The sequence below is a fragment of the Spirillospora sp. NPDC127506 genome, assembly GCF_040302145.1.
Lineage (GTDB): Bacteria > Actinomycetota > Actinomycetes > Streptosporangiales > Streptosporangiaceae > Spirillospora.
Genome location: NZ_JBEORG010000003.1, coordinates 154,224 through 179,855 on the forward strand (window position 1 = coordinate 154,224; position 25,632 = coordinate 179,855).

Here is a 25,632-nt window from a genome sequence, read left to right on the forward strand (position 1 = left end):
TAGCAACCGGTGACAGATCCGGTAAGTGCGCCCGGCCACTACGTGCCGGCCGCACCTAGCGCCGGAGGGCGGCGCTCACGCGCGGCTCAGCCTTTTTCTCCGGCGGTCCGGCGAAGGCGGCCGCCGACGGGGCCGGCGCCGCCGATGCCGAGCAGCGCGGCGATCCCGGGCAGGATCGCCGCGAGCCTCGCGAAGGTCACCGGCGCCTCGCCGCCGGACGCCGCAGGGCCAGCCCGACGCCCGCCGCCGCGGCCGCGCCCGCCGCTGCGGCGGCGCCGACGCGGGCGGCGCGCCGGGACAGCGGCGGCGCGGGCCTGCTCGCCCGGCGCGCCTCCTCCGGCCTGCCCTCGACCGGGCCGCCGCTCTCCCGGGCGAGCCGCATGAGCTCCGCGACGTGCAGTGCGCGCCGCCCCGTCCCGGCGTCCTCGATCTGGGTCTTGCAGGAGAAGCCGTCGGCGACGATGGCCGTGCCGCCGGCGGCGTCCCGGACGGCGGGCAGCAGCGCCTGCTCCCCGCAGTCCATCGAGATGTCGTACTTGCCGTTCTCGAACCCCCAGGAGCCGGCGAGGCCGCAGCAGCCGCCCTTGAGGCTCTCGGTCTCAAGACCCATCCGCTCCAGGAGGCTCTGCTCGGGGTCGGTGCCGCCGGTGGCGCGGTGGTGGCAGTGCCCCCACAGCAGCGCCTTGCCGCCGCCGGGCATCCGCGGCGGGCTGATGTCGTAGGTCTGGAAGAACTCGGCGAAGTGGTGCGCCTGCCGCGCGAGCCGCGCGGCGTCGTCGTCGTGGGGCAGCAGCTTGGTCAGCTCGTCCTTGAACACGGCGAGGCAGCTCGGCTCCATGCCGACGACCGGCGTCCCGGCCCGGACATGGGGGCGCAGGACGTCCAGCACGTTGTGCAGGTAGCGCTCGGCCATGTCGAGGAAGCCGTAGTCGTAGAGCGGCCGGCCGCAGCACACGTGCGCCTCCGGCATGACCACCTTCCAGCCCGCGGCCTCGATCGCCTCGACGCACGCCACGCCGACGTCGGTGTGGAAGTGGTTGTTGAACGTGTCGGGGAACAGGACGACGGGCCGCCCGTGCGGGTTCGCCGTCCCGCCGCGCTCGCGGAACCACCGCTGCAGCGTCATCGGCGCGAACCTGGGCAGCGGGCGCCTGCGGTCGATGCCCGCGGCGAGCTTCGCCAGCCGGGCGAGGCCGGGCGTGTGCGTCGCGAAGTTCGCGATCTCCGGCAGCCGGGACGCGACCCGCGCGGCCTGGTCGATGAACCCGAACGCGTACGCGTACCGGGGCCGCCACCGCCGCACCGACTTGTAGTGGTGGTAGAGGAACTCGGACTTGTACGTCGGGATGTCGACGTTGACCGGGCAGTCGTTCGTGCAGCCCTTGCAGGCCAGGCACAGGTCGAGCGACTCGGCGACCTCCTTGGACTGCCAGCCGTCGGTGATGACCTCGCCCTGCAGCATCTCGAACAGCAGCCGGGCCCGCCCGCGCGTGGTGTGCTTCTCCTCGCGGGTCACCTGGTAGCTCGGGCACATGGTGTTCTCGGCGTGCGGGACGCGGCACTCCCCGACCCCGACGCAGCGCAGCGCGGCGTGCGCGAAGTCGCCGCCGTCCTGCTTGTAGGCGAACTTCACGGCGGGGCGGGGAGGGTTGTAGCCGGTGCCGAGCCGCAGGTCCTCGTCCAGCCGGTAGGCGTCGATGACCTTGCCGGGGTTCATCTTGCCCTCGGGGTCCCAGATGCGCTTGAACTCGCGCATCGCCCGGATCAGCTCCGGGCCGTACTGGCGTTCCAGCAGCTCGCCGCGCTGCTGGCCGTCGCCGTGCTCGCCCGACAGCGACCCGCCGTAGGAGACGACCAGATCTGCGGCGTCCTCCATGAACCTCCGGTAGCGGGCGACGCCCTCGGCACTGCGCAGCTCGAAGCTCATCCGCGAGTGGATGCAGCCCTGCCCGAGGTGCCCGTACATGGCGCCGTCGATGCCGTGCTTCGCCATCACGCGGCGCAGCGCGCGGATGTAGGGGCCCGTCTTGGACGGCGGGACGGCCGAGTCCTCCCAGCCGGGCCAGTGGTCCCCTCCCGGCGGGAACGCGGTGGAGCCGAGACCGGCCTCGCGGATCGCCCACAGGTCCTGGCTCCAGCCGCCCTCCTGCTCGCTCTCGGCGGTGACGATCCGGTCGGGCGCGTAGCCCTTCTCGTCCCTCAGCCAGCCGGCGAACGCCGCCGCCCGGCCGACGGACTCCTCCTTGGTGTCGGCGCCGAACTGGACGAGCAGCCACGCGCCGCCCTCCGCGCCGCGGGGCAGCTCCTCGATGTCGGAGACGTTCTTGCGCTGGAGCTCCTGGTCCTCGATGAGCTGGTGGTCGAGCGCCTCCAGCCCGATCGGCCGGAACCTCTCGATGATCTCCTGGGCGTGCTCGGCGGCGTCCGCCACGTCCGGGTACTCGACGACGACCAGCGTGCGCTGCAGCATCGCGGGGGTGAGCAGCAGCACCGCCTGCAGCGCGGTCGCGCAGGTGCCCTCCGTGCCGCACAGGGCGCGGGCGACGTTGAACCCCTTCTCGGGCAGCAGCTCGTCGAGGTTGAACCCGGACACCCGCCGCGGCATCTCCGCCACGGACGGGAACCCCGCGCGGATGGCGCCGGCGTACCGGTCCCGCAGGTCGCGCAGCGCCGCGTAGATCTCGCCCTTGCGCCCGCCCGCGGCGATGATGTCGTCGAGGTCCTCCTCCTCGTCCACCCCGACCCAGAAGCGGTCGCCGCCGTAGGTGACGACCTCCAGGGCGTGGACGTTGTCGGACGTGCGCGGCCCCGGCCCGTACAGCTGCGACTGGACGGAGTGGATCCCGCACGAGTTGTTGCCGATGTTCCCGCCGATCACGCAGCGGGAGTGCGAGGACGGGTCCGGCCCGAACACCAGGTTCTTCTCGCCCGTGTGCTTGTTGAGCTCCTCGTTGATGACGCCGGGCTCGCACGTGACGCGCCGGTTCTCCACGTCGAACTCGCCGATCCGGGTCAGGTACTTGGAGTGGTCGATGACGACGGCGTAGTTGACGGTCTCGCCCGACAGGCTCGTCCCGCCGCCCCGGTTCAGCACCGGCGCGCCGTACTCCTCGCAGACCCGGTGGACGGCGACCACGTCCTCCAGCGTCTTCGGGACGACCACGCCGATCGGCACCTGCCGGAAGTTCGACGCGTCGTTGGCGTACATGGCCCTCGACCCGCTGTCGAAGCGGACCTCCCCGTCGACGGCCTTCTCCAGGGCGCGGGCCAGCTTCCGGACCTCGATCACCTGCCGGCCGCGCGGCGGCCCGGGAACCGAGGGAGCCGTCTTCGCCGGCACCTGCCGCGTCTCGGCCACATGCGTCTTCGCCATGTACGTCGTCCCCTATCGTCGTCGTTCGCCGACCCGCCGGGGCGGGCCGCTAGGCCGGGCGGGCGCCGTGCACCCGGTACGGCTCCGCGTCGCCCCACTTGACGTCCAGGCCCAGGCCGGGACGGTCGGCCGCCGGGCGGAGCACGCCGCCGGCCGGGCTGAGGTTCCCGTCGAACAGCAGGTGCTCCACCCGGACGTGGTCGTGGAAGTACTCCAGGTGGCGGAGCCGCCTCACCGCGCAGAAGGCGTGCGCGGACACCGCGGGCGCGCAGTGCGCCGACAGGTCGGCCTGCCGCGCCGCCGACAGCCCGGCGACCTGCAGGAGGCCGGTGACGCCGCCGCAGCGGGTGACGTCGGCCTGCAGGCAGTCGACCGACGGCCCCTCCAGCAGGTCGGCGAAGTCCTTCAGCACGTACCCGTACTCTCCCGCGGCGACCTCGGTCCTCCCCGGCCCCTCCTCGCGGACGAGGCGCAGCCCGGCGGTGTCGTCGGACGGGACCGGCTCCTCGAACCAGCGGACGTCCCACTCGTCGGCGAGGCGCCGCGCCCAGTAGAGGGCCTCCTTGCGGGTCAGCGCCCCGTTGGCGTCGGTGAACAGCTGCGGGCCGGCGCCGATCGCCTCCCGGGCGGCGGTGAGCCGCCGCGGGTCCTCGTCCGGCCGGCGGGAGATCTTCAGCTTGACCCGGGGGATGCCCTGCTCGACCCAGCCGCCGAGCTGGGAGGCGAGCCGGTCCAGGGGGTAGTTCGTGAAGCCGCCGCTGCCGTAGACGGGCACCCGGTCGTGGAAGGCCGGCAGCACCGCGAACAGGGGCAGGCCGAGGAGGCGCGCCTTCAGGTCCCACAGCGCGATGTCCACGGCGGACACCGCCATCGCTCCCGCGCCGGGACGCCCCGCGTTGCGGATCGCGGCGAACATCCGGTCCCACGCAGCGGCCGGGGAGAGGGCATCGGAGCCCTGGGCGACCGGCGCGAGCTTCGACTCGATGAACGCCGCCAGCGAGACGTCCCCGTAGGTGTAGCCGATCCCGGTCCTCCCGCCGGCGTGCGCCTCGGCGAGGACCATGGTGGTCGAGTCCCACCGGAGGGTGCCGTCCTCCTCCGTCCCGTCCGGTCCGTCAGTCGGGACCTCGAAGGCGTGGACCGCGACGTTCTCGACTTCCACCTCGGTCCCCGCTCGCATCGGCCCCTCCCTTCCACGGCCCCTACTACCGCGGAACGAAGGGCCGAAACGAACGACCGGCCGGGATCGGCGGGCCGCCCGCGGGACGGGCGGCCTACCCCGCGGGACGGGCGGCCCACCCGGGGAACGGACGGCGGGCCGCGTGCGCGGGGGTCACTGCCAGGTCGCCGCCCACGTCGCGGCGTCGATCTCGCCGTCGTCGGTCAGGCCGGCGCGCTGCTGCAGCGACCTGGCGACCTTGCTCGACCGCGGCCCGAACCAGCCGTCGACGCGCAGCGTGTAGCCGCGCTTGCACGCCTGCCGCTGCCACTGCTCGACGTCCATGCCGTGCATGATCGGCATCCCCGGGCCCTCGTACTTCAGCGTGCGGCGCGGGAACGGGGGCATGCCCTTGATCAGCTGCACGACGGTGCGGCGCGGCCGGCGGTGCTTGCCGCCGAGCCCGCGCTGCAGCCACGGCGCCCACTGGATCGGCGCGGCGTACTCCGATGCCGCGGCCGTCGTCCCCATCACGTCTTGACTCATTGAATCCACCGTTCGTTTCTCTCTGTGCCGGTATCAGCCGTGCCGGGTGTCAGCGCGGTGCGAGGCAGGGGCCCGGCGACGCGGCCAGCCGGGACATCTCGACACCGATCACGATCGCGCCGAGCAGGGCCAGCGCTATGACGCACACGATGAGCGCCAGGTCCGTCCACACCCGCGAGCGCCCGGGGACGGGCGCGATCTCGGGTTCGTGCAAGGTCATCTCTCGCTCCATGGGAGGTCGGGGGGTATGTAAGGCCGGCGGCCACGCCCGGGTGGCCGGCGTGGCCGCCGGCGACGGCGGATCTCCTCCCCCATCCGAGACCCGCCCCCGAAGGTCGTCCCCCTCTCCCCCACATCGGGGGACGACGTCGTTCTCAGCGGCGGCTCACCGCAGGTCCCAGCTGTGCAGCCGGACGACGCGGCGGAGCTGCTCGGCGTAGGCGCCGGTGTCGTCGCGGGGCAGCGACTCCCAGCGCTTCGCCAGGTCGTAGCAGGCTTCGGTCAGCGAGCGGTGTTCGCGGAGGGCGGCCGTGCCGAGCGCCTCCGCCCGGTTCTGCGCCGCGACCGCCTCGTCGCGCTGCGAGGCGATGAGCCGGACGGCCTTCTCCGCCCTGCCGAGCTGCGCCAGCGTCTCCGACGCCTTCCAGGCCAGGTGCCTGCGGCGCTGGACGGCCAGCGTCGCCGCCCCGACCAGCACGGCCGCGACCAGGACCGCCGCCCACGCTTGTGCCCCACTCACCGCGTCACCTCACATTCCGGCGGCGCTCTTGGACCGTCCGCTCCGCCGCACGAGGGACACCACGCCCCCGGCGCGCGACTGCGCCCGCGCCGGCTCGCGCCGCCCGGACGGCGCCTCCTCGGGGGTCTCCTCGGCGGCCGCGTCCCGTGCGCCCGCGCCGGTGCCCGTGAGGTCGGCGCCCGTGACGTCCGTGAGCGTCTCGTCCGGGCGCGCGTCCCGGGCGCCGCCCTTCTTCGCTCCCGCGTCCTTCGCGCCGGCCTTCTTCGCGCCCCCGTCCTTCGCGCCGGTGCCGTTCGCGCCGGTGCCGTTCGCGCCGGCCTCCTGCGCGTCCGCCTCGTCGGCGGGCGGCCAGGCCCGGACCGCGAGGACCTCGTCCAGCAGCGGCCACGCGACCGGGACGCCGTCCTCGTCGAGGAGGGTGAGCTGCCCGCCCTCGACGGAGCTGAGCAGGCCGATGTCGCGGCTGCCGTCGGCGTTGTCCACGCAGACCTGGCAGCCCATCAGGGACGCGAAGGCGCGCGGCACGCCGACCGGGGCCTCCTGCTCCGGCGCGAGCGGCGGCGGGGCGCCGGTGCGCGCCCGCTCGTCCGCGTGCAGGGCGACGACGTGCGCGGCCGCGTACAGCGCGCGCATCGACTCGGCGAGCTGGCCGAACTGGGCGGCGGACGCGTCCGGCGGCAGCGCCATCCGGATGCTGCCGATCGCCAGGCCGAGGCCGTCGTCGGCGACCTCGCGGATCTCGCCCGGGGACGGGATGGGGGCGGCGCCGTGCGCGATCGTCAGCAGGAACTTCGCCTCGGCGGCCAGCCCCTGGTGCCGGTGCAGGACCTCCATGATCTCGAACGCCGCCTTGCGGTGGTTCTCGAGTTCCTCGTGGGCCCGTTCGATGGCGACCTCGTGCTCGGCGACGGACGCGGACAGGTCGTTGATGGTGCCCTGACTGAGCCAGCTCATCGGACGCCTCCGGGGAGGGCGGCGACGGGCGAGGCATGGGAAGAGGGTGGTGCGGTGCTCATGTGACTTTCCTTCTCGCGGGGCGGCGTACGGGTGTCGGCACCCGTGGGAGATCAGTTCGACCGATCCCAGCGATCGGCCGGCTCGACCGGGCAGGCGCCCATGTCCTTGATCGCCTCGAGGTCCTCGTGGGCGAACCGGAACAGGCGCTTGCCGTAGCGGCGATGCGGTATCTCTCCCCGGCTCGCTGCCCGGACGAGCCAGTCACGGGTGAACGACGTGATCTCAGCGGCCTCCTGCGGTGTGTACAGAAGCCGTTCGACGGGGATCTCGCTGCCTGGAGAGCTTGACATGACCGGAAGCGTAACGCATCTCAGTGCGTCGTGCAGCTTGAAAGCGCGTTTTAACCATGTCATGTGTTGTTCGATGCACTCCGTTGTGCAGCCCTCCGATGCCAGGCATCGAAAACGCGTTACGACTCGTCAAAGTCCGTTTTGCTCCGCTAGACTTACACGCTGTGTCAGGCCGTCACCCCGCGACACAGAAGGAGCCTGATCACGTTGGACGACCTCGACGACAGGAACGACTCCGGCCATCCGCCGGAGGCCTGGCGCAGGCTGGGCCAGATCGTCCGGCAGCGCCGGATCGAGCTGGGCTTCGGCTCCCAGGCGAGCCTCGCCGCGGAGGGCGGTCCCTCGCTGTCCGTGGTGAACAAGATCGAAACCGGCCGCGGGAGGGACTACACCGACCGCGTCATCATCCCCTTGGAGGACCGGCTCGGCTGGCGGCGCGGCAGCTTCCGCGCGATCCTCGAGGGCGGCGACCCCGTCTGCGTGGACGCCCCCGCCCCGGCCCCCGCCGCACCCGCGCCGGCCGCCGAGGACGGCAATGACGGCAACTATCCGGAAGAGGTGGTGGGCGACCCGTTCCTGCGCTTCATCTGGGACGCTCCGGAATCCCTCGCCGATGACGAGGACAAATGGGCGGCCGTGACCGGCGTCTTGCTTAAGCGCATGCGTCCGGCGCCGAAGTCTCTTGAGCAGCCGGACTCTCGACAGAAGGCCGACAACATATAGCGTCGGCTACTGGGTAGCAGGCGAATCTGCAACCCAGTTTCTGTCTGAGCGGTCGTACTGCCGGGGGCGCGGACGAACGCGGATGACGCGATCGGGAGACGTCATGGATTTTCCTGATGAACAGCGCCTCAAAGAGACCATCGAACGTCTGACCCGCGAGAACGCGAAACTGCGCACCCAGCTGGCGGTGGCACGGCAGTGGAACCCTCCCCTCGACCTGGAACAGGCGTTCCGGTCGGCGCGGGGCTGGCAGTGTCTCACGGTACCGCTCATGCCCGAGAAACCGACGCTCATTCTCATCAGCGGAACCCACGACGAAAAGGACGACGAGGAGGAGGACGACGACGAGGCCGGCGAAGTATGGCGGCATCTGCAGACGGCGGCCGCGCCGCGCGGCCGGATCGGCCCGTTCGCGCGGGCCAGGATGCCGAGCCGGCTGCTCGGCTACCTGCGCGAGCACAGCGGCCGCACGATCATCGTCCTCAACCGGGACCTGCGCCGCGGGCAGGTGTCGCGAGCGGCGCGAATGCTCCGGGAGAGCGCCAAAAGGGGCCGCTCGACGACCCGGCTCCTGGAGCTGTCCGCCATTCCGCTGCTGAGCCTGTGCGCGCTGTTCCACGGCGACATGGCCAAGAGCGCGGTCGGCCTGTCCGCCGCGGCGGCGGCCGCACCGGCGGCGACTATCATACTTCCGGCCGCGGTGGCGTCCGCAATTAGTCCGAATCTGGACATTCACACGATAACGGTCAGACCGCAGCCTCCATCGCACACCAGATCGGTCGATAGACCGCCGGCGTGGCCGCCCGGTCCCGCCGCGCCGCGGCATGTGAATCCGACGCGCTGACGAAACGGCGGCCGCCTCTTTCACCCCCGGTGCTTCTCGCACGCCGGCGCGCTGATGAGAAAACCGACCGAACCCCGGTCGTTCCATCCGCGCGTCCAGCACTTTGTCGCGCAGGACCGCCGCGGTGGAGAACTCCAGAAAGAGGCGGACGCCCCCGGATTCGACCACTTCATCGGTCGCGGCCGGACCGGCCACCGGCGTGAGCGCGAGCAGCGAGGCGTCACCGTCCCGCGGCGCGATGCGCACGCCGGTGCGGCACCCGCTCCCGCTATTCGAAGTCGTCGGGGCTGAGATCCTCCATCCGGCCACCGCGCCCCTCGGGCGAATCCGGATGGAACTCCTCCGGACGCAGCTCTTCCGCCGCGGCCCGCGGCCCGCCGGCCGCCTGCTCCTCCGGCTCCCGCACGCCCTCGTCGGCGCTTCCGCCGGGCATCCGCTCAGTCATGATCGGTCCCCCTTTCCCAACCATTCAGCGCGGCCCTACCCGCCCAGGGCCCGCTCACACGGCCCTCAGTCCCCGTGGCCGGCGGCCTTGCGGATGGCGTCGCGGGCGCGGTCCGCCACGGCGGCGAACGGGCCCGCCATCATGTTGGCGGGCGCGGTCTCGAAACCGACGTGCGGGTGGGTGGGGGCCACGGTCTCGGCCGCCCTGACCGCGCCCGCCATGCGGCGGCGCTCCTGCTCGCCGGCCAGCTCCCGGATGCGCGGGAACTCCTCTTCCTCCTCGTGCCGGGCGTGGTCCAGGACGGCGATGCGCAGGTCGCCGAGCCACCGGAGGAACTCGGTGTCGTCCGTGCCGAGGTACTCGGTGTCCGAGAGGATCTGCTTGGCCTGGTTCTCCTCGCTGAGGCGGGCGTCCACCACCGTGTCGCCGTCGTCGAGGTGGCGGCGGGCGTACGGGTGGACGATCTCCTCCTCCGCGGTCTCGTGCACGGCGAGGAGGCGGCGCAGCCGGTCGAACGCGGCCTTCCGCTCGTCGCCCGCCGCGGCCTCGACCTCGTCGAACAGGCGCCGGATCTCGGCGTGCTGCCGGACCAGCAGATCGATGGCGTCCTCGGAAGCGTGCTCGCTCATGCGGGTCGTCCCCCTTCGCGGCCGAGCGGGCCCCACCCGGCGGTCGCGTCGCGCTCCAGCAGGTTCCCCGGCCCCGTCCGGGACCCGCCCGCCGGCGAGGGCGGCGGCCGGCCGGGCCCACGGAACCGCTGTTCCCCGTCCGGCCGCTTCGATTCCCCCGCTGAGCGAGACCGGTGCGCACCGCGGGTCAGTCGGCGGCCGCCTCCCTGGTCTCGGCCTGGGCCCGGGCCTCGACGATCTCCTGCTCGGCGCGGGTGTGGCTCTCGACGATGATCCGGACGACCTCCTCCGGGTCGTCGGTGAGGCGGACGAGGTCGATGTCCTGCGGGGAGATCTTGCCGCTCGGCAGCATGGCCGTCTTGATCCAGTCGAGCAGGCCGCCCCAGAACTCCGTGCCGACCAGCACGATCGGGAAGCGGGTGATCTTCCTGGTCTGGACGAGGGTGATCGCCTCGAACAGCTCGTCCAGGGTGCCGAAGCCGCCCGGCAGCACCACGAAGGCCTGCGAGTACTTCACGAACATCGTCTTGCGGACGAAGAAGTAGCGGAACTCGATGCCGATGTCGACGTGGTCGTTGAGCTTCTGCTCGAACGGCAGCTCGATGCCGAGGCCGACGGACAGGCCGCCGCTCTCGTCGCAGCCCCGGTTGGCGGCCTCCATGATGCCCGGGCCGCCGCCGGTGACGACGGCGTACCCGGCCTCGTGCAACCGGGCGCCGATGTCGACGGCGAGCTTGTACTCGGGGGAGTCGGGCTTGGTGCGGGCGCTGCCGAACACGCTGACCGCCTTCGGCAGCTCGGCGAGCAGGCCGAAGCCCTCCACGAACTCCGCCTGGATCCGCAGCACGCGCCACGGGTCGGCGTGGACCCAGTCGACCGGGCCGCGGCTGTCCAGCAGCCGCTGGTCGGTGGTGGTCGGGGGGACGGCCCGTCCCCGCAGCGTGGCCGGGCCCTGCCGGCGCGACGGGGAATCAGGATGCAATGTCATGGGGCCACGGTAACGGGACCGGCCAGCCACATGCGCATACGTTGCTCGCACTCGGTGATGAGCGCCGTCTCGACGTACTCGTCCCGCGTGTGGGCGAGGGTCGGTTCGCCCGGCCCGTAGTTGACGGCCGGGACGCCCAGCTCGGCGAAGCGCGCGACGTCCGTCCAGCCCAGTTTGGCGCGGACCTCGGCCCCGCTGGCGGCGACGAACGCGGCGGCGGCCGGGTGCGTCAGGCCGGGCCGGGCGGCGGACGCGGCGTCGGTGACCGTCACCTCGAAGCCGGCGAAGAGCTCCCGGAGGTACGCCTCCGCGTCGGCGACGGACTTGTCGGGCGCGAACCGGTAGTTCACGGTGACGATGCATTCGTCGGGGATGACGTTCCCGGCGACGCCGCCGGAGATGAACACCGCGTTCAGGCCCTCGTGGTATTCGAGGCCGTCCACGACCGGCCGCGCCGGCTCGTACGCGCGCAGCACGTCGAGGACCCTCCCGGCGGAGTGGATCGCGTTGGACCCCATCCAGGCGCGCGCGCTGTGCGCCCGCTCCCCCTTCACCGCGACCTCGACCCGCATCGTCCCCTGGCAGCCGCCCTCGATCTGCGCGCCCGTCGGCTCCATCAGCACGGCGAAGTCGCCGGCGATCAGCTCGGGCCGCGCCGCGGCCAGCTTCCGCAGCCCGTTGTGCTCGGCCTCGATCTCCTCGCACTCGTAGAAGACGTACGTGACGTCGCGGTCCGGCTCGGGCACGGTCGCGGCGAGCCGCAGCGCGACCGCGACACCGCTCTTCATGTCGGTGGTGCCGCACCCGTAGAGCCGGCCGCCCTCCATCCGCGACGGAAGGTTGCCGTTCAGCGGGACGGTGTCGAGGTGCCCGGCCAGCACGACCCGCTCGTCCCGTCCCAACCCGGTACGGGCGACGACGTTGTTCCCGACGCGCTCCACCGCCAGGTGCGGGAGCGCCCGCAGCGCCTCCTCGACGGCGTCGGCGAGGGGCTTCTCCGCCCCGCTGACCGACTCGACGTCGACGATCGCCGCCGTCAGCTCCACGACGTCCGAGAACAGATCAAGCCCCATGCCAAAGTCCTATCATCACGTTCGTGGAGATGCTGGAGTGCGCCGTCCGCTGGGCGGTTCCCATGGACGAGCCGCCGATGCGCGCCCTGCTGGACGACGGGGAGCGCGACCGCTACGACCGGTTCATGCGCGCCGAGGACAAGGCCCGCTTCGTCACCGGCCGCTTCCTCGCCCGCACGGCCCTCGCCGAGGCGACCGGGCGGCCACCGGAGGGCATCCGGTTCACCACCGACTGCCCGCACTGCGGCGCCGCGCACGGCAAGCCCCGGCTCCCCGGCAGCGGCCTCGACTTCTCGCTCTCCCACTCCGGCGACCGCGTCGTCCTCGTCCTGGCGGAGGGCGCCGAGGTCGGCGTGGACGTGGAGCGGGAGAGCGACCGCGACATCGACCGCCTCGCCGAGATGGTCCTGAACGCCGCCGAACGCGCGGCCCTCGCCGCCATGGCCGACCGCAGGCGCGGCTTCCACGCCTACTGGTCGCGCAAGGAGGCCCTGCTGAAGGCCACCGGCCACGGCCTGGCCGCCCCCATGACGGCCATCCACGTGTCGGCGCCCGACGACCCGCCGGAGGTCATCGCCTGGAACGACGACGCGGCCGTCTCCCCCGTCCGCCTCGCCGACCTGACCCCCGGCCCCGGCTACGCCGCCTCCGCCGCCGTCCTCACCGGGCGGCCCCTCAAGATCACCGAAACGCCTCTCGGCTGAGCGCGCGTCAGGTGTTGATGCCGTGGTCCCTCAGGATGTCGTTGAGGGACGCCTTGTCATGCCGCTGCCCCTCCTCCAGCCGCTTCAGGATCAGCACGGCCGGCAGCCCGAACGTCCCGCCCTTGAACTCCTTGTAGCGGGTGCCGCCGACGGCGACGCACCAGTCGGGGATGCGGCCGCGGCTGATCTCCTCGCCGGTCTCGACGTCGATGACCGGCATGGACGCCGACAGGTTCGTGCCGGAGCCGACGACGGCGCCCTTCCCGACCCGCGCGCCCTCGACGATCATCGAGCGGCTGCCGATCATGGCCTCGTCCTCGATGACGACGGGCTTGGCGTTCGGCGGCTCCAGCACGCCGCCGATCCCCACCCCGCCCGACAGGTGGACGTTCTTGCCGATCTGCGCGCACGACCCCACGGTCGCCCACGTGTCGACCATCGTGCCGGAATCCACATAGGCGCCGATGTTGGTGAACGACGGCATCAGCACCACGCCGGGCGCGAGGTAGGCGCCCCAGCGGGCGATGGCGCCGGGCACCACACGGACGCCGTCCAGCCGGCTCTTCAGCGGGATGCGGTCGTGGTACCGGAAGTCGCCCACCTGCGCGCGCGCCATGCCGAGGACCTTGAAGCTCAGCAGGATCGCCCGCTTGGCCCGCTCGTCGACGACGACGTCGTCGGTCGCGGGGTCGATGCGGGCGACGCGGGCCTCGCCCGTGTCGATCTGGTCGACGGCGGCCACGATGGCGGCGCGGGCGTCGGCGTCGTCCGGGCTGAGGTCGGCGCGCCGCTCCCACAGCTCGTCGATCACGCCGGAGATCGGGCTGGTGAACGTTTCGGTCATGCCTCATGAGCTTAGTGGGCCCCAACTCCCGGTACCTTCTTCGCGTGGCTGTTTGGGCGAGGTTGAGGACGCGCCCCGACGAAGGGGCGGACGGCGGCGGGCGCCGCCGCGGCCTGCGCTGGGCGGTGGGCCTGGCCGTCGTCGTGATGCTGCTGGCAGTCGGGGGGTTCGCGCTGTTCGACCGGGCCCGCCCGTATCTGCACGGGTCGGGCTGCGAGGCGCGCACGGCCCAGGGCACGATGCCGCTCGATCTGGAGCAGGGCGCGAACGCCGCGACCATCGCCGCGGTCGCGTTCCGCAAGCGGCTGCCCGAGCGCGCCGCGGTGATCGCCTACGCGACCGCGATCCAGGAGTCCCACATCCGCAACCTGCCGGGCGGCGACCGCGACTCGGTGGGCATGTTCCAGCAGCGCCCCTCCCAGGGCTGGGGCGCCCCGGACAAGCTCCGCGACCCCGTCCTGTCGACCAGCAAGTTCTTCGACGCCCTGGTCAAGGTGAACGACTACCTGGACCGCGACCTGCACGACGCGGCGCAGAAGGTGCAGCGCAGCGCGGACGGCACCGCCTACGCCCAGCACGAACCGGACGGCAAGCTGCTCGCCGCGGCGTTCACCGGCCGCGAGCCGGCCGCGGCCCGCTGCTGGTTCCCGCCCGACAAGCGCACCGCGTCCCGCCGCCCGGAGGCGATCCGCGAGATGCGCCGCGCCTTCGGCAGCCGCCTCCAGGTCGGCGGCCCGAGCCCGCTGACCAAGGGCGCCAAGTCCGACCCCGCCTCCTGGAACTCGGTGAAGGCGTCCAGCACCCGCGAAGGCTGGGCGGTAGCCGCTTGGGCCGTCACACACGCCCAGCCTTACGGCCTCACCGAGGTCCGCTACGCCGGCAAGCACTGGCGCTCCGACGCCGGCCACGACGGCTGGACCGAAGACAAGGACGCCCCCAACGACGCCGTCATCGTCAAGTAGCCAACGGCCGGGAAGGGCCAGCGCTGCGGGCGAAAGACCGATCGGCCCGAGAATGTCGGCCGCCTCAAGTAACAATGGTGCGGTGACGTCCAGATTCCAGGACCCCCTTGAGGACGAGACCTGCCGCCGCTTCGTGCTCCCCGCCCTGGAACAGGCCGGCTGGCAGCAAGACCAGATCCGCGCCCAGTATCCGATCAACCGGGGCCGCATCCGCGCGACCGCCCGCCGCCATCTGCAAGAACGGCCACTGAAGGCCGACTATGTGCTGTCGTACTCCGACGGGCTGCCGATCGCCGTCATCGAGGCGAAGCGGTCACGCAGAGATCCGGCGGACGGCTTCGAGCAGGTCAAACGGTATGGCCGTCTGCTGGACGTGCCTTTCGCCTACACGACGAACGGGCATCGCATTCTGGAACTCGACGCCCGGACCGGTCGCCTGGCGGAAATCCCGGAGTTTCCCTCGCCGCAAGAGCTGTGGTCCCGGTACCGGCGGGAACGGGAACTCACCGACGAGCGTCGGGCCGAGCTGGCCTCGGCGCCGCTCAATCCGAAGCTCCGCAACTGGGACGGCACGCCCAAGGAACCGCGCTACTACCAGAACGTCGCGATCAACCGGACGGTCCAGGCCATCGCCTCCGGCCGGAAGCGGATGCTGCTGGTGCTGGCCACCGGTACGGGCAAGACCCTTGTCGCCTCGCAGATCGTCGCCAAGCTCTGGAACGCCGGCTGGCCGGAGAACCGCAGGCCCAGAGTCCTCTACCTCGCCGACCGCAGCATCCTTATCGACCAGCCCAAGGACGACTACTTCGTGCCGATGTTCGGCGAAGCCGTGCACAAGCTCGGCGGCGGCGACGCCAAGACGGGCCGGTACATCTATCTCGCGCTCTACCAGTCACTCGACAGCAGCGGCGACGAGGCGAGCCTCTACCGCCAGTTCGATCGCGACTACTTCGATCTCGTCATCGTCGACGAATGCCACCGGGGCAGCGCGGGCGACGATTCGAAGTGGCGGGCGATCCTCGACTACTACTCCCCCGCCGTGCAGATCGGCCTGACCGCGACGCCGGTCAGCAGCAGGGACGCCGACACCTACGGCTACTTCGGTGAGCCGCTGTACGAGTATTCGCTGGCGCGCGGCATCGAGGACGGGTTCCTGGCCCCCTACCGGGTCCGGAAGGTACGGCTCAACGTCGACATGACGGGCTGGCGTCCCACCCCCGGCCAGAAGGACCTCCTCGGGCGGGAGATACCGGACAAACTCTACGGCCCCAAGGAGTACGAGCGGGTCCTCGCGATCCTCGACCGGACCGAGGAGGCCGCCCGGTATCTGACCGACTTCCTGCACCGCACCGACCGGATGGGGAAGACGATCGTGTTCTGCGCGAACAGCGACCACGCGTTCCGCATGACGAAGGCCCTGCACAACGCCAATGCCGACCTGGTGCGCCGGTACGGTGACAGCTACGTGTGCCGGATCACCGCGGCTGACGGGGACGCGGGCAGGGAGCGTCTGGACGAGTTCCGCCGGGAGGACACCGACGTCCCCGTCATCGCGGTCACGTCCCGGCTGCTCTCCACAGGTGTGGACATCCCCACGCTCCGCAACATCGTGCTCTTCCGCGTGATCAGGTCGATGCCGGAGTTCAAGCAGATCATCGGGCGCGGCACCCGGCTGTTCCCCGAGGCCGGCAAGTTCTCCTTCGACATCATCGACTTCGTCGAGGCGACCCGCCTGTTCAACGATCCCGGCTTCGACGGCCCGCCGATGCGCGTGGTACGGGACGAGACCGACACCGACGGCAACATCACCGATTCGGTCAACGAGGACGTTCCGAGCGATGACGAGATGGTCGGCGAGCCCGAAGACGAGTACGAGCAGCAGGACGGCGGGACCCTGCCGCCGTTCGTCACCGACCCGGACGAGGTGGAGGACATCCTTGCCAGTCCGAACAGGTTCTATGTCGACGGCGTCCAGGTCACCCAGTGGGGCAGTGCCTTCTACGTGTCGGACACCAGTGCCCGCGGCGGCCTGCGGCTGATCGAGTACGAGCAATTCGTCCGGGGCCAGGTCATCAAGCTGAACCTGGAGCCGCATCAGCTCCTGGGGCGCTGGGCGCACGCAAAGAGCAGGCAGGAGCTCCGCAAGTTGCTGGCCGAGAGCCACATCGTCCCAGAGGACCTCGCGGAGTGGGCGGGGCGGCCGGACGCAGACACGATCGACCTGCTGCTGTACCTGGCGTGGGAGATCCCCCTCCTGTCGCGGTCGGAGCGAGCGCGCCGGGTGGCGGTCCGGCACCGCGACTTCCTCGACTCGTTCGCCCCCCAGGCCCGGGAGGTGCTCGATAAGGTTCTGGACCAGTACGCAGCACGCGGGGCCGAGGAGCTGGAGATCCGAGCGCTGCGTTCGGACGCCTACAGCACCGAGTTCGGCAACGTCCTGGAGATCGGCGAGCGCTTCGGCGGCGGTGATCGGCTGCGCACGGCGCTGGACGAGCTGAACACGCTGGTCTACGAAGCCTCATGAGACTCAAACTCTCTTTTAGTTTGAAGCAGGCACACTGCACCAAACTAAAAGTGACTTGAAGGTGCAACAACGCTAGAGTTGCCCGCATGCGGCAGCGGGACGACGAGCCTCGCGCCCGGCTGTGGCGCCGGGCGGCACGCCAGCGCGGTTACTTCACCGCTGCCCAAGCGCTCGAGGACGGCTACTCCTACCAGTCGCAGTACTTCCACGTGCAGCGCGGCAACTGGATGCGCGTCGACCGGGGCGTCTACCGCTTCCGTGAGTTCGCCGACCTGCCGGCCGGCGAGCACGATCACCTCGTCCGCTGGACGCTCTGGAGCCGCGACCTGGCGGTGGTGTCGCACAGTACCGCGCTCGGCGTCCACGACCTCGGCATCGCCAACCCCGCCGAGATCCACCTGACCGTCCCGCCGGGCTTCCGGCAGCGCGATCCCGCGGTGGTCGTCCACCACGCCGGCCTCTCCCCCGAGGAGATCGAAGAGCATGAGGGTTTCCGGGTGACCGCACCCGTCCGCGCCATCGCCGAGTCCGCGGCCGACGGGCTCGACCAGGACGCGATCGACTCGGCCGTGGCCGAACTTCTCGACCGGGGAGCCGCCACCAAGAGGCAGCTCCTGCGGGCCGCGCAACACCTGGGCGCGCGCGCGGAGCTTGCCGTGCAGCGAGCCCTTCAGGCGGAGAGGTCATGAACCGCTACGCCGCCGCGATAGATCTGCGGCGCGCCCTCGAGGCCCGGCTCAAGCAGCGTGCGGACGAGTCCGGCACGGACCTCAGCCGCCTGCGGCGCGTCGTGGTGTTCGACCGGATCGCCGCCCGGCTGTCCGCCGCGGAACGGGGGTGGGTACTCAAAGGGGGCGCCTCCCTTGAATTCCGCCTGGGCGCTCGCGCACGCGCGACGAAGGACATCGACCTGGCGCTGCCGGACGGGCCGTGCGATGGCGACGACCTCCGCGAGGAGCTGATCGAGACACTCGCTGTGGACGTCGACGGCGACCGCTTCGTGTTCTCCGTCGGGCCGCCCACGGCTCTGGAGCCGGATGCGGCGGGGCGTCCCGGGTGGCGCTTCTCCATCAACTGCACGCTCGCCGGCAAGACGTTCGCCTCCGTCAGGCTGGACGTCGTGCTGCGCGGCGAGGAACTCGCGGCGACCGAGCACGTCACGCTGCCCGGCTTCCTCGCGTTCGCCGATGTGCCCCCGCGCACCATCGAGTCGGTGGACCGCCGCCAGCACTTCGCGGAGAAGCTGCATGCCCTCACCCGCGACTACGGCGACCGTCCGAACACGCGGGTGAAGGACCTCGTGGACATGGTCCTGCTGATCGAGGACGGTCTCCCACCGGACGCGTCCCTGCTCGACGTCGTGAACCATGTGTTCACCGCCCGCGCGACCCACCCGGTTCCGCCGGCGATCCCCGACCCGCCGCCCGCCTGGGCGAACGAGTACCCGAAACTCGCCGAAGACCGGACGCTCAGCGATCCGGACCTCGCCGTAGCGCTCGATCTGGTCCGCAAGTTCTGGGCGCAAGCCCTCACCACGGAAACGGAAGTCTGACCCGCCATGCCCCCAGCCAAGAAGAAGACCGAGGACACCAGTTCCCGCGCGCGGCTCGGTTCCGTCATCAAGTCGGCCCGCGACATCATGCGCAAGGACGCAGGCCTGAACGGCGACCTGGACCGGCTTCCCCTGCTGTCCTGGCTGCTCTTCCTGCGCGCCTTCGACGCCCTGGAGAAGCAGCGCGAAGCCTGGGACGACGATTTCCGGCCCGCCATTGAGCACAGGTTCCAGTGGAGCACCTGGGCCAATGACGAGAGCTTCACAGGAGAAGACCTCCTCAAGTTCGTCAATGACGATCTGCTCCCCTACCTGAGCGACCTGAAGAGCGACCGCCCAGGCGACCCGCGCAACGTCCTGGGCCAGGTGTTCGAGGGCGTCCAGAACCGCATGGCGTCCGGCTACCTGCTCCGCGACCTGCTCAACCAGATCAAGAAGATCGACTTCACCTCCAGCGACGACATCCACACGATGGCGTACCTGTACGAGTCGTTGCTGAAGGAGGTGCGGGACGCAGCCGGCGACTCCGGCGAGTTCTACACCCCGCGTCCCGTCATCAGGTTCATGGTCGAGCAGACCTTCCTGGAACTGGGCGAGACGATCCTGGACCCCGCCTGCGGCACCGGCGGCTTCCTCGTCGAGGCGTACACCGAGCTGACCAGTGGCCCGAAGCTCGGAATCCTCCAGCAGGAGAAACTCTGGCGCGACCTGCGCGGCATCGAGAAGAAGCCCCTCCCCTACCTGCTGTGCATGATGAACCTGATCCTGCACGGCATCACCGAGCCGAACATCCTGCACACGAATGCCCTAAGGCACATGCTCAACGAGTCCGGACCGAGCAGCCGCGTGGACGTGATCCTCACCAACCCGCCCTTCGGGGGCGAGGAAGAGGACTCGATCGCGAAGGCTTTCCCGAAGGGGTACCAGACCCGCGAGACGGCCTGGCTGTTCCTTCACGAGGTCATCAGGAAACTCAAGCCGGACGGCCGCTGCGCCATCGTCCTCCCGAACGGTGCCCTCTTCGGCGAGGGCATCGGCGTAAAGATCAAGAAGAAGCTGATGGACGAGTGCAACCTGCACACCATCGTCCGCCTTCCCCAAGGCGTCTTCGCTCCCTACACCCAGATCCCGGCGAACCTCCTGTTCTTCGACAAGACAGGTCCCACCAAGGAGACCTGGTTTTACCAGATCGAACCGCCTGAAGGCCGCAAGGGCTACGCAAAGACCAGGCCCATGCGCTACGAGGAGTTCGCCGAATGCGCCGAGTGGTGGGGCGGCAAGGAGCGCACCCACCGCGTGGAGACCGATCACGCCTGGTGCGTCCCCATCGCCGACATCGTCGCCAACGACTACAACCTCAACCTCACGAACCCGGCTGACGAGGATGAACTAGCCCACCGCCCGCCCACCGAGTTGCTCAGCGAGCTGATTTCGACCGAGAAAGAGATCCTCACTTTGCTCACATCTCTTCAGAACGAACTGAAGGAGATCTGATGCCTCTCCCTCAAAGGCCACTCGGCGAAGTCATCCGACTCGAGAATTCCGAGGAGCTCGTAAAGGACGATCAAACATATCCAATCGCAGGCGTCTACGGGTTTGGTAGGGGGCTGTTCAAGCGCACACCAATCAAGGGTAACGAAACGAGCTACAAAAAGCTCAATAGACTAACCAGCAACCGATTGGTCATGAGTCGCCTCAAAGCTTTCGAGGGGGCCATATCGCTCATACCAGCCGATTTCGACGGATGGTACCTATCTCCTGAATTTCCAACGTTCGCAATCGATACAACCCAAGCCGACCCACGTTATCTCGCCAATATCTGCATCTGGCCAGAATTTTGGGATCGACTTCGCGGCCAATCAAAGGGAATCGGTGCCCGAAGGGAACGAGTTGGCGCTGATCGCCTACTATCAATCAAAATCCCACTGCCAGACCTGGATGAGCAGTGCCGCATCGCCGCCCGCCTAGACGCCGCACTAGCAAAACTCGATCAGGCGGGGAGGCTCAGAGACCACCGCAGCAGGTTGTGCGCCGCACTGGTCGAATCCATGGTGGCGGATGCGCTCGAGCAGGAAACTCATTCTGTACGTCTTGGGGACTACCTCGTTGCTTCTCGTACGCCCGTGGAGATCGATCCCGATCAGAAATATCAAGCCTTGGGTATGCGGTCGTTCGGCCGGGGGACGATCCGTTATCCACCAGCCAAGGGAAGCGAACTAAGCAAGCTTCGGTATTACAAATTTTCCAGCGGTACGCTCGCTCTGAGCAATATCAAGGCATGGGAGGGGGCTATCGCCATTGCCACCGAAGATGACACGGCATGCGTCGCCTCAAATCGATTCCTATTCTACTCCGCCATAGATCAACGCCTCAATATCAGGTTCCTGAAGCACTATCTACTAAGCCGCCGGGGACTCGCTCAGATTTCCGCATGTTCACCCGGCTCGGCCGACCGCAATCGCACTCTTAGCATCAAAAGGTTTGAAGGTTTGAAGGTTCCCTTGCCCGCAAGAGAGAAACAGAAACAAGTAGCCAGCGTCCTTGACGCCATTACGGAAGAAGTCCGACCCGAGAAGGTTCAAGAGATGGAAGTGGCACTTCGAACGTCCCTTCTGAACTCGGCGTTCAGCGGGGAACTCTAAGACTGCGACGCGGCAGTCTGGGTGGCCAAGGCTGCCGCGTCGGGCGGGTTGCTGCTGAAAGTTACTCAGAGGCAGTCGAGCAGAAAGCACGGTCGTCAGGGATCAGTTCGAGGATTAGACCGTCCAGATCTTTAGAGTCCCCAACCAGGAGTCCCTTCGGGACGGCCGCGATTTTGACACACTCACCACCTCCGCCGTTGCTGTGGCTACTTCAACTCCACCGCAGAACTCGCCGATCCGGGTGACTCGTAGCTACACCTCGCGCAGTCGGCTCATCAGATCACGTGCTGCCGTCACACTGAGTCCGAGGCAAGGCCCCTCCGGGTCCTTGGAGTCCCGCAGCAGAACATGCCCCGGCACGGCGGCAAGCTCTACGCACTCGCCGCCGGTTCCTCCGCTATGGCTGCTCTTCCGCCAAGATGCTGTCGCGACGTCTGACTCGATCACAGGTAGGTCTCCCGGGCTTGACTCATGAACTCGATGGACTCCGCCCGGCTAAGGGCTTCGCCCATCATCGTTATGAAATGTACCCCGGCTCTGAAGGTCACGTCCTCGCGGTCAATCAACTGCCCCACACTCCCTGTTTCGAAGTACAGGAGATCGGCCTCCTTCTCGAAGCTGAGCAGGATCAGGCCGCCTACCAGCGCGACTGGCGTGATTCGGTTGAACGGCATGATGCGCAACTGGACGTGCGGCGACTGGGCGATGTCGATCAGGTGGTCGATCTGCTCGACCATGGTCTTGTCACCGCCGACTGGACGCCGAAGTACCGACTCATCAAGGACCCACATCAACTCGGGCGGCTTCTCGCGGGTGAGGATCGCCTGTCGGCTGATGCGTCCGGCGGTCCGAGCGTCGAGGGTCTCCGCTGGCTCGCTCAGGTCCATCGTCCCGCGTGCGTAGTCCTCAGTCTGGAGAAGGCCCGGGACCACTTGAGGCGCGAACCCACGTATACCGATGGCCTTGCCCTCATGGCGCAAGTAAGCGTCGAAACCGGGCAGTAGGACGCGGTGGCGGCCGGCGCGGCGGATGGTCTTGTAGATGCGCACGAAGTGGCCGTCGTCCTGGTCCCAGCCGTCCGTCTTGAAGTAGGTGTCCAGGTCGAGGGCCGTCTGCTCGGAGACGCTCTTGTCAGCCTTCTCGAGCTGGCATATCCACTGCGGGGTGCAGCCGAGGGCGTTGGCGAGCTGGTTCTGGGAGAGCTTCGCGCGCTGGCGCATCCGGCGCAGTTCTTCGCCGAAGTGGACGCGCAGGGCATCGGGGTCGTGCTGGTCGCTGGCCATGGCGTGGGCCTCCGGCACTCGCTTGACGGGGGTGGATGCGCGGTTGACGGCAACTTATAGCTCAGAGTAATCAATCAACTTCATTCTGTCTCGTGATCCGGTGATGCCCCTGCCCGACGTGGGGAGAGGTACTTCGACCGGGGGAACACGAGAACGGCGGGGCCCGAACAGAGCCCCCCACTCGACACCGGCGACCCGCGGCCGTTGTGCTCGATCGACTCGCCGAGCAAGGAACCACTCGGTGCTCCGAACTGGTCACCGATCCCGGAGTGCGCGTTCGGTTGACGTGGGACGCAGCGGGTGGATGTGCAGTTAACGCCACTTCGTAGCTCCGCGTAATCAACAGAGAGCAGCCTGTCCTCGCGAATCGAACGACGGCCGATCGGATCAGCCGCGAAGGGGCAGGTCAACCTATGAAGAACACGAGAACGGCCGAGATCGAACGGGACTTCCCCGCCTGGCTGGTGTGGCTGTCCCGGGAGGGCGCGTACTGGGGCGCCGTCCGGCGTGACCCGAACTCGACGCTGCCGCCGACCGTCATCGCCGACTCCGAGGACGAGCTCCGCGCGGCGCTGGCCGTCCAGCCGAGTGGCGGGGAACTGAGCCGGTGAATCCGGCCGCCGGCCTGAAGCGCTGGATCCCGGGTCTGCAGGTCTGGTACGGGCTCTACACCGGCTCCTGGTGGGCCTACGTGCCCGGCCGTCCGGACCGCCTGATCGAGGCCGCCTCCCCCGAAGCCCTCGTGAAAAGGCTCCACCCGCTCGCCGGGCTGGTCACGACACCCGAGCCCAAGCGGTTTCGGTGAGGATGACGTGGTCAAGGAAACGCAGGCCGACCGTTTCGGCTGCGTCACGCAACGCGCCCGTCACCCTGCGGTCGGACGGGCTGGGGTCAAGGCGTCCACTGGGATGGTTGTGCGCAACGCCGAACGCGGCGCCGCCGATCCCGAGGACGGCGCTCAGGACGTCACGGACGGGGACAAGGCTCCGGTCGGTGGCGCCCTCGGTCAGCGGGATAACGCGCAGGACTCGCCCGGCGGCAGTACAGGCGATCACCACCACGCGCTCGTGCCGCAGCCCCCGCAGGTAGGGGGCTGAGACGGTGGCGAGATCGGCCGAGCCCTGGATCCTACGGCGTTCCGCACCGTTCGCCGCGCGCCGGGCCAGCTCGAAGGCTGCGGCAACGCGCGCCGCCCTCGCGGGGCCGATCCCAGGGAGGCGGCTCAAGGTGGAAGCCTCGGCTGCGGCCAGGCTCGCCAGGCATCCTTGAGCATCGATCAGCCGGGCGGCGACTTCGATGGCGTCACAGCCAGGCAGTCCAGCACCGAGGACCAGTGCCAGCAGTTCACGGTCGGACAGGGCGCGCGGCCCCTGCCGCAGCAGGCGCTCCCGCGGCCTGTCCGACTCGGGCAAGTCCTTGACCCGCATCCGCATCACCTCCCCGGCAAGGAGAGCAGGCGGGTCCGACAGAACGCCGCGGGCTCAGTCGTCGGTGTCGGTGTCCATGACGTCGACCTCCAGAGACCGCCGGGTCACCTCGGGGTCGGGGTCCTGGTCCCGAGGCCCGGCGATCTCGGCGCCCCTGACGAGATCCTCGGCCCAGGCGAGAAGCGTCTCCGCACGCGCGGAGAGGAACACCTGATAGTCGCCCCGCATGGCCGCGTCGAACGCCTGCGGTGAGACGAGGAGGCTCTCCAGCCGGGCGCGCATCTCCTCCTCGCCGCTGAAATCGATCTCGTCCTTGAGGTAGGCGGCGGGTGCCTGGTCCGCCACAGCCTGATTGCTGATCGCCGTCAGCATCACGATGTTGAGCAGCGTGTTCGCCTGCTCGAACGTGTGCCCTTCGCGCATCAGCCACGCTTTGGGGAAGAAGTGGTGGTACTGCATGTCGTTGGACATGGCCAGGGCCCGCCCCGTGTCGATCCGCTGCCCCGTGCGCAGGTCCCGGGGCCCCGCCGCCGCCAGCAGGAGCGCGAACGCCTTCGTCCTGCCGCTGTCGCGCCGGTACTGGTGGGACTGCCAGAGCCTCCAACTCAACGGCGCGGCCTCCACCTCGATGGTCTTGGTCTCACCGGTTGCGAAAGCCCGGACGGCGGCAAGGTCCTCGGCCATCCTCCCCGCGTTCCAGCCCTCGTAGTACCCGGTCAGCGCCGTCCTCCAGAACCAGCTGCGGATCGCGGCGAACTGTCGTGCGTCCGGCTTCGGGAGCAGCCGGAAGATCTCGATCACGACCGCGAGCTGGTTCGGGTACGGAAGCGCCTCGGCAGTCGGCGTACCGATCTCGGTGGTGAGGAAGTCCACGGCACGGCGCGAAGCGTCCTCTGTCTGTTCGATGGCCGACGCCAGGGTCGCAGCGGAGGTGCCGGGCAGGCGCTCGATATCCTTGGCCGCGAACCCCAGGCCCGCTGCCGCGGAGATCGAGCGGAGCAGCAGCATGCGGTCGATCTTGCCGTAGTGCTTCCGTTCGAGGGCGTGACGCACCCGGTCGATCGCGTCCAGCAGATCGAAATCACCTCGCCAGGTGGCGGCGCGGACGATCTCCACGGTGGTGAGCGGCGTGCCTCGGGTGTTGACCCGCTCGAAGATGCGTCCGACCTCGGTGATCGATGTGGTTTCGAGCGTGACGACCGCGACCTCGTACTTGGTGAAACGGTCGAACAGCAGGCGGGCCCGTTGCTGGTGGTCCTTCGGCAGTTCCATGACCCGTTGGAAGAAGTCGGAGGGTTCCGCAAGAAAGCGGAGAGGAACCTGGTGGGGTGGTGGATCATCGAGATCCCAGCGGTGCAGGAACCGTTCTTCTTCCAGGTCGTAGGCGAGATTCCAGAAACTGCGCGGATCGCCATCCGGCTCCCAGTAGAGGGCACCGCAGATCGTTGAGAGACGCTGGCAGCCGTCGAGAAGGTAGGCGGTGTCCTCTCTGCCGCCATAGGCGTCGATCTCAAGACCGGCGATGCTGCGCTCGCTGGCGAGCGGCAGTCTGCTCCGCCACAGCAGGAGACTGCCGATGGGGTAGTTGCGTGCTATCGAGTCGAGCAGGTCCAGTACCTGACTTCGCGACCAGACGAATTCACGCTGGAATTTCGGCAGCCGGACGCGTCCCTGGTGGACCCGCGACGCCAGGCTCGTGATCAACTCTGGTAGTGGCCTGTGCTCTCGTTCCTGCGAGCTCCTCGGCACTTGACTCCCACTTCACTCACCGTCAGCCCTTTACCTCATTTTGGCACGCACGCCGATCCCCGCGGCGACCTTTCCGTCATATCGACCATCCCGGCCAGTCCATGCGCCCGCTGACTGCA

Annotated in this window: 27 protein-coding genes and 1 pseudogene; 11 read left to right on the forward strand and 17 right to left on the reverse strand. The window is 69.4% G+C overall.

The window, feature by feature from the left end; genetic code table 11:
• Positions 1 to 196: 196 nt before the first annotated feature.
• The 7 genes from ABTW95_RS05120 to ABTW95_RS05150 form a co-directional block, all read right to left on the reverse strand.
• Positions 197 to 3,373 (reverse strand): FAD-binding and (Fe-S)-binding domain-containing protein, encoded by a 3,177-nt coding sequence (locus ABTW95_RS05120; protein ID WP_500224733.1) that lies wholly within the window; start codon positions 3,371 to 3,373, stop codon positions 197 to 199.
• Positions 3,374 to 3,422: 49 nt separating this feature from the next.
• Entirely contained in the window at positions 3,423 to 4,553 is a 1,131-nt protein-coding gene (locus tag ABTW95_RS05125; protein WP_500224735.1) for an enolase C-terminal domain-like protein, read from the reverse strand.
• A gap of 153 nt (positions 4,554 to 4,706) precedes the next feature.
• Complete coding sequence (locus ABTW95_RS05130; protein WP_500224736.1) at positions 4,707 to 5,078, reverse strand: peptidoglycan-binding domain-containing protein; 372 nt, start codon at positions 5,076 to 5,078, stop codon at positions 4,707 to 4,709.
• A gap of 49 nt (positions 5,079 to 5,127) precedes the next feature.
• On the reverse strand, positions 5,128 to 5,298 hold the full coding sequence (locus ABTW95_RS05135) for a hypothetical protein (protein WP_396451720.1): 171 nt from the start codon (positions 5,296 to 5,298) through the stop codon (positions 5,128 to 5,130).
• Positions 5,299 to 5,463: 165 nt separating this feature from the next.
• On the reverse strand, positions 5,464 to 5,817 hold the full coding sequence (locus ABTW95_RS05140) for a hypothetical protein (protein ID WP_396451719.1): 354 nt from the start codon (positions 5,815 to 5,817) through the stop codon (positions 5,464 to 5,466).
• Positions 5,818 to 5,826: 9 nt separating this feature from the next.
• Positions 5,827 to 6,771: a hypothetical protein gene (locus ABTW95_RS05145; RefSeq protein WP_500224738.1), complete on the reverse strand. Its 945-nt coding sequence runs from the start codon at positions 6,769 to 6,771 to the stop codon at positions 5,827 to 5,829.
• Positions 6,772 to 6,884: 113 nt separating this feature from the next.
• Positions 6,885 to 7,124 (reverse strand): helix-turn-helix domain-containing protein, encoded by a 240-nt coding sequence (locus ABTW95_RS05150; RefSeq protein WP_396451715.1) that lies wholly within the window; start codon positions 7,122 to 7,124, stop codon positions 6,885 to 6,887.
• 207 nt (positions 7,125 to 7,331) lie between these two features.
• Between ABTW95_RS05150 and ABTW95_RS05155 the strand changes: the two genes are divergently transcribed.
• Positions 7,332 to 7,847: a helix-turn-helix domain-containing protein gene (locus ABTW95_RS05155; RefSeq protein ID WP_396451714.1), complete on the forward strand. Its 516-nt coding sequence runs from the start codon at positions 7,332 to 7,334 to the stop codon at positions 7,845 to 7,847.
• Positions 7,848 to 7,950: 103 nt separating this feature from the next.
• Complete coding sequence (locus ABTW95_RS05160; RefSeq protein ID WP_500224741.1) at positions 7,951 to 8,691, forward strand: hypothetical protein; 741 nt, start codon at positions 7,951 to 7,953, stop codon at positions 8,689 to 8,691.
• Between the two features lie 268 nt (positions 8,692 to 8,959).
• On the opposite strand, the gene ABTW95_RS05165 is transcribed toward ABTW95_RS05160, so the two are convergent.
• The 4 genes from ABTW95_RS05165 to dapE all read right to left on the reverse strand — a co-directional run bounded on the left by ABTW95_RS05165 (position 8,960) and on the right by dapE (position 11,826).
• On the reverse strand, positions 8,960 to 9,136 hold the full coding sequence (locus ABTW95_RS05165) for a hypothetical protein (RefSeq protein WP_396451708.1): 177 nt from the start codon (positions 9,134 to 9,136) through the stop codon (positions 8,960 to 8,962).
• Positions 9,137 to 9,201: 65 nt separating this feature from the next.
• Positions 9,202 to 9,765, reverse strand: coding sequence for a hemerythrin domain-containing protein (locus tag ABTW95_RS05170; protein ID WP_500224744.1), 564 nt, complete (start codon positions 9,763 to 9,765; stop codon positions 9,202 to 9,204).
• A gap of 187 nt (positions 9,766 to 9,952) precedes the next feature.
• Complete coding sequence (locus tag ABTW95_RS05175; protein WP_396451704.1) at positions 9,953 to 10,753, reverse strand: LOG family protein; 801 nt, start codon at positions 10,751 to 10,753, stop codon at positions 9,953 to 9,955.
• A complete protein-coding gene (gene dapE / locus ABTW95_RS05180; RefSeq protein ID WP_396451702.1) occupies positions 10,750 to 11,826 on the reverse strand; it encodes a succinyl-diaminopimelate desuccinylase in 1,077 nt (358 codons plus the stop codon). The genes ABTW95_RS05175 and dapE overlap by 4 nt, the downstream gene beginning before the upstream one ends.
• A 29-nt stretch (positions 11,827 to 11,855) precedes the next feature.
• Here dapE and ABTW95_RS05185 point away from each other — a divergent pair, with 29 nt between their 5' ends.
• On the forward strand, positions 11,856 to 12,530 hold the full coding sequence (locus ABTW95_RS05185; protein ID WP_396451729.1) for a 4'-phosphopantetheinyl transferase family protein: 675 nt from the start codon (positions 11,856 to 11,858) through the stop codon (positions 12,528 to 12,530).
• A gap of 7 nt (positions 12,531 to 12,537) precedes the next feature.
• Here ABTW95_RS05185 and ABTW95_RS05190 read toward each other — a convergent pair whose 3' ends face one another.
• Positions 12,538 to 13,374 (reverse strand): 2,3,4,5-tetrahydropyridine-2,6-dicarboxylate N-succinyltransferase, encoded by an 837-nt coding sequence (locus tag ABTW95_RS05190; RefSeq protein WP_396451700.1) that lies wholly within the window; start codon positions 13,372 to 13,374, stop codon positions 12,538 to 12,540.
• A gap of 44 nt (positions 13,375 to 13,418) precedes the next feature.
• On the opposite strand from ABTW95_RS05190, the gene ABTW95_RS05195 reads away from it, so the two are divergent.
• The 6 genes from ABTW95_RS05195 to ABTW95_RS05220 all read left to right on the forward strand — a co-directional run bounded on the left by ABTW95_RS05195 (position 13,419) and on the right by ABTW95_RS05220 (position 21,054).
• Positions 13,419 to 14,336, forward strand: a complete 918-nt coding sequence (locus tag ABTW95_RS05195; RefSeq protein ID WP_500224752.1) for a hypothetical protein — start codon at positions 13,419 to 13,421, stop codon at positions 14,334 to 14,336.
• A gap of 82 nt (positions 14,337 to 14,418) precedes the next feature.
• A complete protein-coding gene (gene hsdR / locus ABTW95_RS05200; RefSeq protein ID WP_396451699.1) occupies positions 14,419 to 16,860 on the forward strand; it encodes an EcoAI/FtnUII family type I restriction enzme subunit R in 2,442 nt (813 codons plus the stop codon).
• 86 nt (positions 16,861 to 16,946) lie between these two features.
• Positions 16,947 to 17,549: a type IV toxin-antitoxin system AbiEi family antitoxin domain-containing protein gene (locus tag ABTW95_RS05205; RefSeq protein WP_396451698.1), complete on the forward strand. Its 603-nt coding sequence runs from the start codon at positions 16,947 to 16,949 to the stop codon at positions 17,547 to 17,549.
• On the forward strand, positions 17,546 to 18,412 hold the full coding sequence (locus ABTW95_RS05210) for a nucleotidyl transferase AbiEii/AbiGii toxin family protein (protein ID WP_500224755.1): 867 nt from the start codon (positions 17,546 to 17,548) through the stop codon (positions 18,410 to 18,412). Before ABTW95_RS05205 ends, ABTW95_RS05210 begins: the two co-directional genes overlap by 4 nt.
• Before the next feature lie 6 nt (positions 18,413 to 18,418).
• Positions 18,419 to 19,906, forward strand: a complete 1,488-nt coding sequence (locus ABTW95_RS05215) for an HsdM family class I SAM-dependent methyltransferase (RefSeq protein ID WP_500224757.1) — start codon at positions 18,419 to 18,421, stop codon at positions 19,904 to 19,906.
• Positions 19,906 to 21,054 carry a restriction endonuclease subunit S gene (locus ABTW95_RS05220; RefSeq protein ID WP_500224761.1) on the forward strand — a complete coding sequence of 383 codons (1,149 nt, stop codon included), beginning with the start codon at positions 19,906 to 19,908 and terminating at the stop codon, positions 21,052 to 21,054. Before ABTW95_RS05215 ends, ABTW95_RS05220 begins: the two co-directional genes overlap by 1 nt.
• Positions 21,055 to 21,115: 61 nt before the next feature.
• On the opposite strand, the pseudogene ABTW95_RS05225 reads toward ABTW95_RS05220, so the two are convergent.
• The 3 genes and pseudogenes from ABTW95_RS05225 to ABTW95_RS05235 all read right to left on the reverse strand — a co-directional run.
• Positions 21,116 to 21,253, reverse strand: a pseudogene (locus tag ABTW95_RS05225) (hypothetical protein); the annotation flags it as partial.
• Positions 21,254 to 21,306: 53 nt separating this feature from the next.
• Entirely contained in the window at positions 21,307 to 21,501 is a 195-nt protein-coding gene (locus ABTW95_RS05230; protein ID WP_500224766.1) for a DUF397 domain-containing protein, read from the reverse strand.
• A complete protein-coding gene (locus tag ABTW95_RS05235; protein WP_500224769.1) occupies positions 21,498 to 22,337 on the reverse strand; it encodes a helix-turn-helix domain-containing protein in 840 nt (279 codons plus the stop codon). Before ABTW95_RS05235 ends, ABTW95_RS05230 begins: the two co-directional genes overlap by 4 nt.
• A gap of 413 nt (positions 22,338 to 22,750) precedes the next feature.
• On the opposite strand from ABTW95_RS05235, the gene ABTW95_RS05240 reads away from it, so the two are divergent.
• Together ABTW95_RS05240 and ABTW95_RS05245 are read left to right on the forward strand one after the other, a co-directional pair.
• Complete coding sequence (locus ABTW95_RS05240; protein ID WP_396447520.1) at positions 22,751 to 22,948, forward strand: hypothetical protein; 198 nt, start codon at positions 22,751 to 22,753, stop codon at positions 22,946 to 22,948.
• Positions 22,945 to 23,142 (forward strand): hypothetical protein, encoded by a 198-nt coding sequence (locus tag ABTW95_RS05245; protein WP_396447519.1) that lies wholly within the window; start codon positions 22,945 to 22,947, stop codon positions 23,140 to 23,142. The genes ABTW95_RS05240 and ABTW95_RS05245 overlap by 4 nt, the downstream gene beginning before the upstream one ends.
• On the opposite strand, the gene ABTW95_RS05250 is transcribed toward ABTW95_RS05245, so the two are convergent.
• Both ABTW95_RS05250 and ABTW95_RS05255 read right to left on the reverse strand, forming a co-directional pair.
• Positions 23,111 to 23,764: a JAB domain-containing protein gene (locus ABTW95_RS05250; RefSeq protein ID WP_396447518.1), complete on the reverse strand. Its 654-nt coding sequence runs from the start codon at positions 23,762 to 23,764 to the stop codon at positions 23,111 to 23,113. The two genes, ABTW95_RS05245 and ABTW95_RS05250, sit on opposite strands and share 32 nt — an antisense overlap.
• A gap of 54 nt (positions 23,765 to 23,818) precedes the next feature.
• Positions 23,819 to 25,468, reverse strand: coding sequence for a GmrSD restriction endonuclease domain-containing protein (locus ABTW95_RS05255; protein ID WP_396447517.1), 1,650 nt, complete (start codon positions 25,466 to 25,468; stop codon positions 23,819 to 23,821).
• Positions 25,469 to 25,632 lie beyond the last annotated feature (164 nt).

Bases quoted from the DNA above. Each gene is read 5' to 3' on its own strand.
- ABTW95_RS05130 (WP_500224736.1), bottom strand. From the start codon at position 5,078: ATGAGTCAAGACGTGATGGGGACGACGGCCGCGGCATCGGAGTACGCC.
- ABTW95_RS05205 (WP_396451698.1), top strand. From the start codon at position 16,947: ATGCGGCAGCGGGACGACGAGCCTCGCGCCCGGCTGTGGCGCCGGGCG.
- ABTW95_RS05135 (WP_396451720.1), bottom strand. From the start codon at position 5,298: ATGACCTTGCACGAACCCGAGATCGCGCCCGTCCCCGGGCGCTCGCGG.
- ABTW95_RS05145 (WP_500224738.1), bottom strand. From the start codon at position 6,771: ATGAGCTGGCTCAGTCAGGGCACCATCAACGACCTGTCCGCGTCCGTC.
- ABTW95_RS05215 (WP_500224757.1), top strand. From the start codon at position 18,419: ATGCCCCCAGCCAAGAAGAAGACCGAGGACACCAGTTCCCGCGCGCGG.
- ABTW95_RS05190 (WP_396451700.1), bottom strand. From the start codon at position 13,374: ATGACCGAAACGTTCACCAGCCCGATCTCCGGCGTGATCGACGAGCTG.
- ABTW95_RS05125 (WP_500224735.1), bottom strand. From the start codon at position 4,553: ATGCGAGCGGGGACCGAGGTGGAAGTCGAGAACGTCGCGGTCCACGCC.
- ABTW95_RS05240 (WP_396447520.1), top strand. From the start codon at position 22,751: ATGAAGAACACGAGAACGGCCGAGATCGAACGGGACTTCCCCGCCTGG.
- ABTW95_RS05235 (WP_500224769.1), bottom strand. From the start codon at position 22,337: ATGGCCAGCGACCAGCACGACCCCGATGCCCTGCGCGTCCACTTCGGC.
- ABTW95_RS05250 (WP_396447518.1), bottom strand. From the start codon at position 23,764: ATGCGGGTCAAGGACTTGCCCGAGTCGGACAGGCCGCGGGAGCGCCTG.
- ABTW95_RS05120 (WP_500224733.1), bottom strand. From the start codon at position 3,373: ATGGCGAAGACGCATGTGGCCGAGACGCGGCAGGTGCCGGCGAAGACG.
- ABTW95_RS05185 (WP_396451729.1), top strand. From the start codon at position 11,856: ATGCTGGAGTGCGCCGTCCGCTGGGCGGTTCCCATGGACGAGCCGCCG.
- ABTW95_RS05165 (WP_396451708.1), bottom strand. From the start codon at position 9,136: ATGACTGAGCGGATGCCCGGCGGAAGCGCCGACGAGGGCGTGCGGGAG.
- dapE (WP_396451702.1), bottom strand. From the start codon at position 11,826: ATGGGGCTTGATCTGTTCTCGGACGTCGTGGAGCTGACGGCGGCGATC.
- ABTW95_RS05150 (WP_396451715.1), bottom strand. From the start codon at position 7,124: ATGTCAAGCTCTCCAGGCAGCGAGATCCCCGTCGAACGGCTTCTGTAC.
- ABTW95_RS05170 (WP_500224744.1), bottom strand. From the start codon at position 9,765: ATGAGCGAGCACGCTTCCGAGGACGCCATCGATCTGCTGGTCCGGCAG.
- ABTW95_RS05220 (WP_500224761.1), top strand. From the start codon at position 19,906: ATGCCTCTCCCTCAAAGGCCACTCGGCGAAGTCATCCGACTCGAGAAT.
- ABTW95_RS05160 (WP_500224741.1), top strand. From the start codon at position 7,951: ATGGATTTTCCTGATGAACAGCGCCTCAAAGAGACCATCGAACGTCTG.
- ABTW95_RS05175 (WP_396451704.1), bottom strand. From the start codon at position 10,753: ATGACATTGCATCCTGATTCCCCGTCGCGCCGGCAGGGCCCGGCCACG.
- ABTW95_RS05210 (WP_500224755.1), top strand. From the start codon at position 17,546: ATGAACCGCTACGCCGCCGCGATAGATCTGCGGCGCGCCCTCGAGGCC.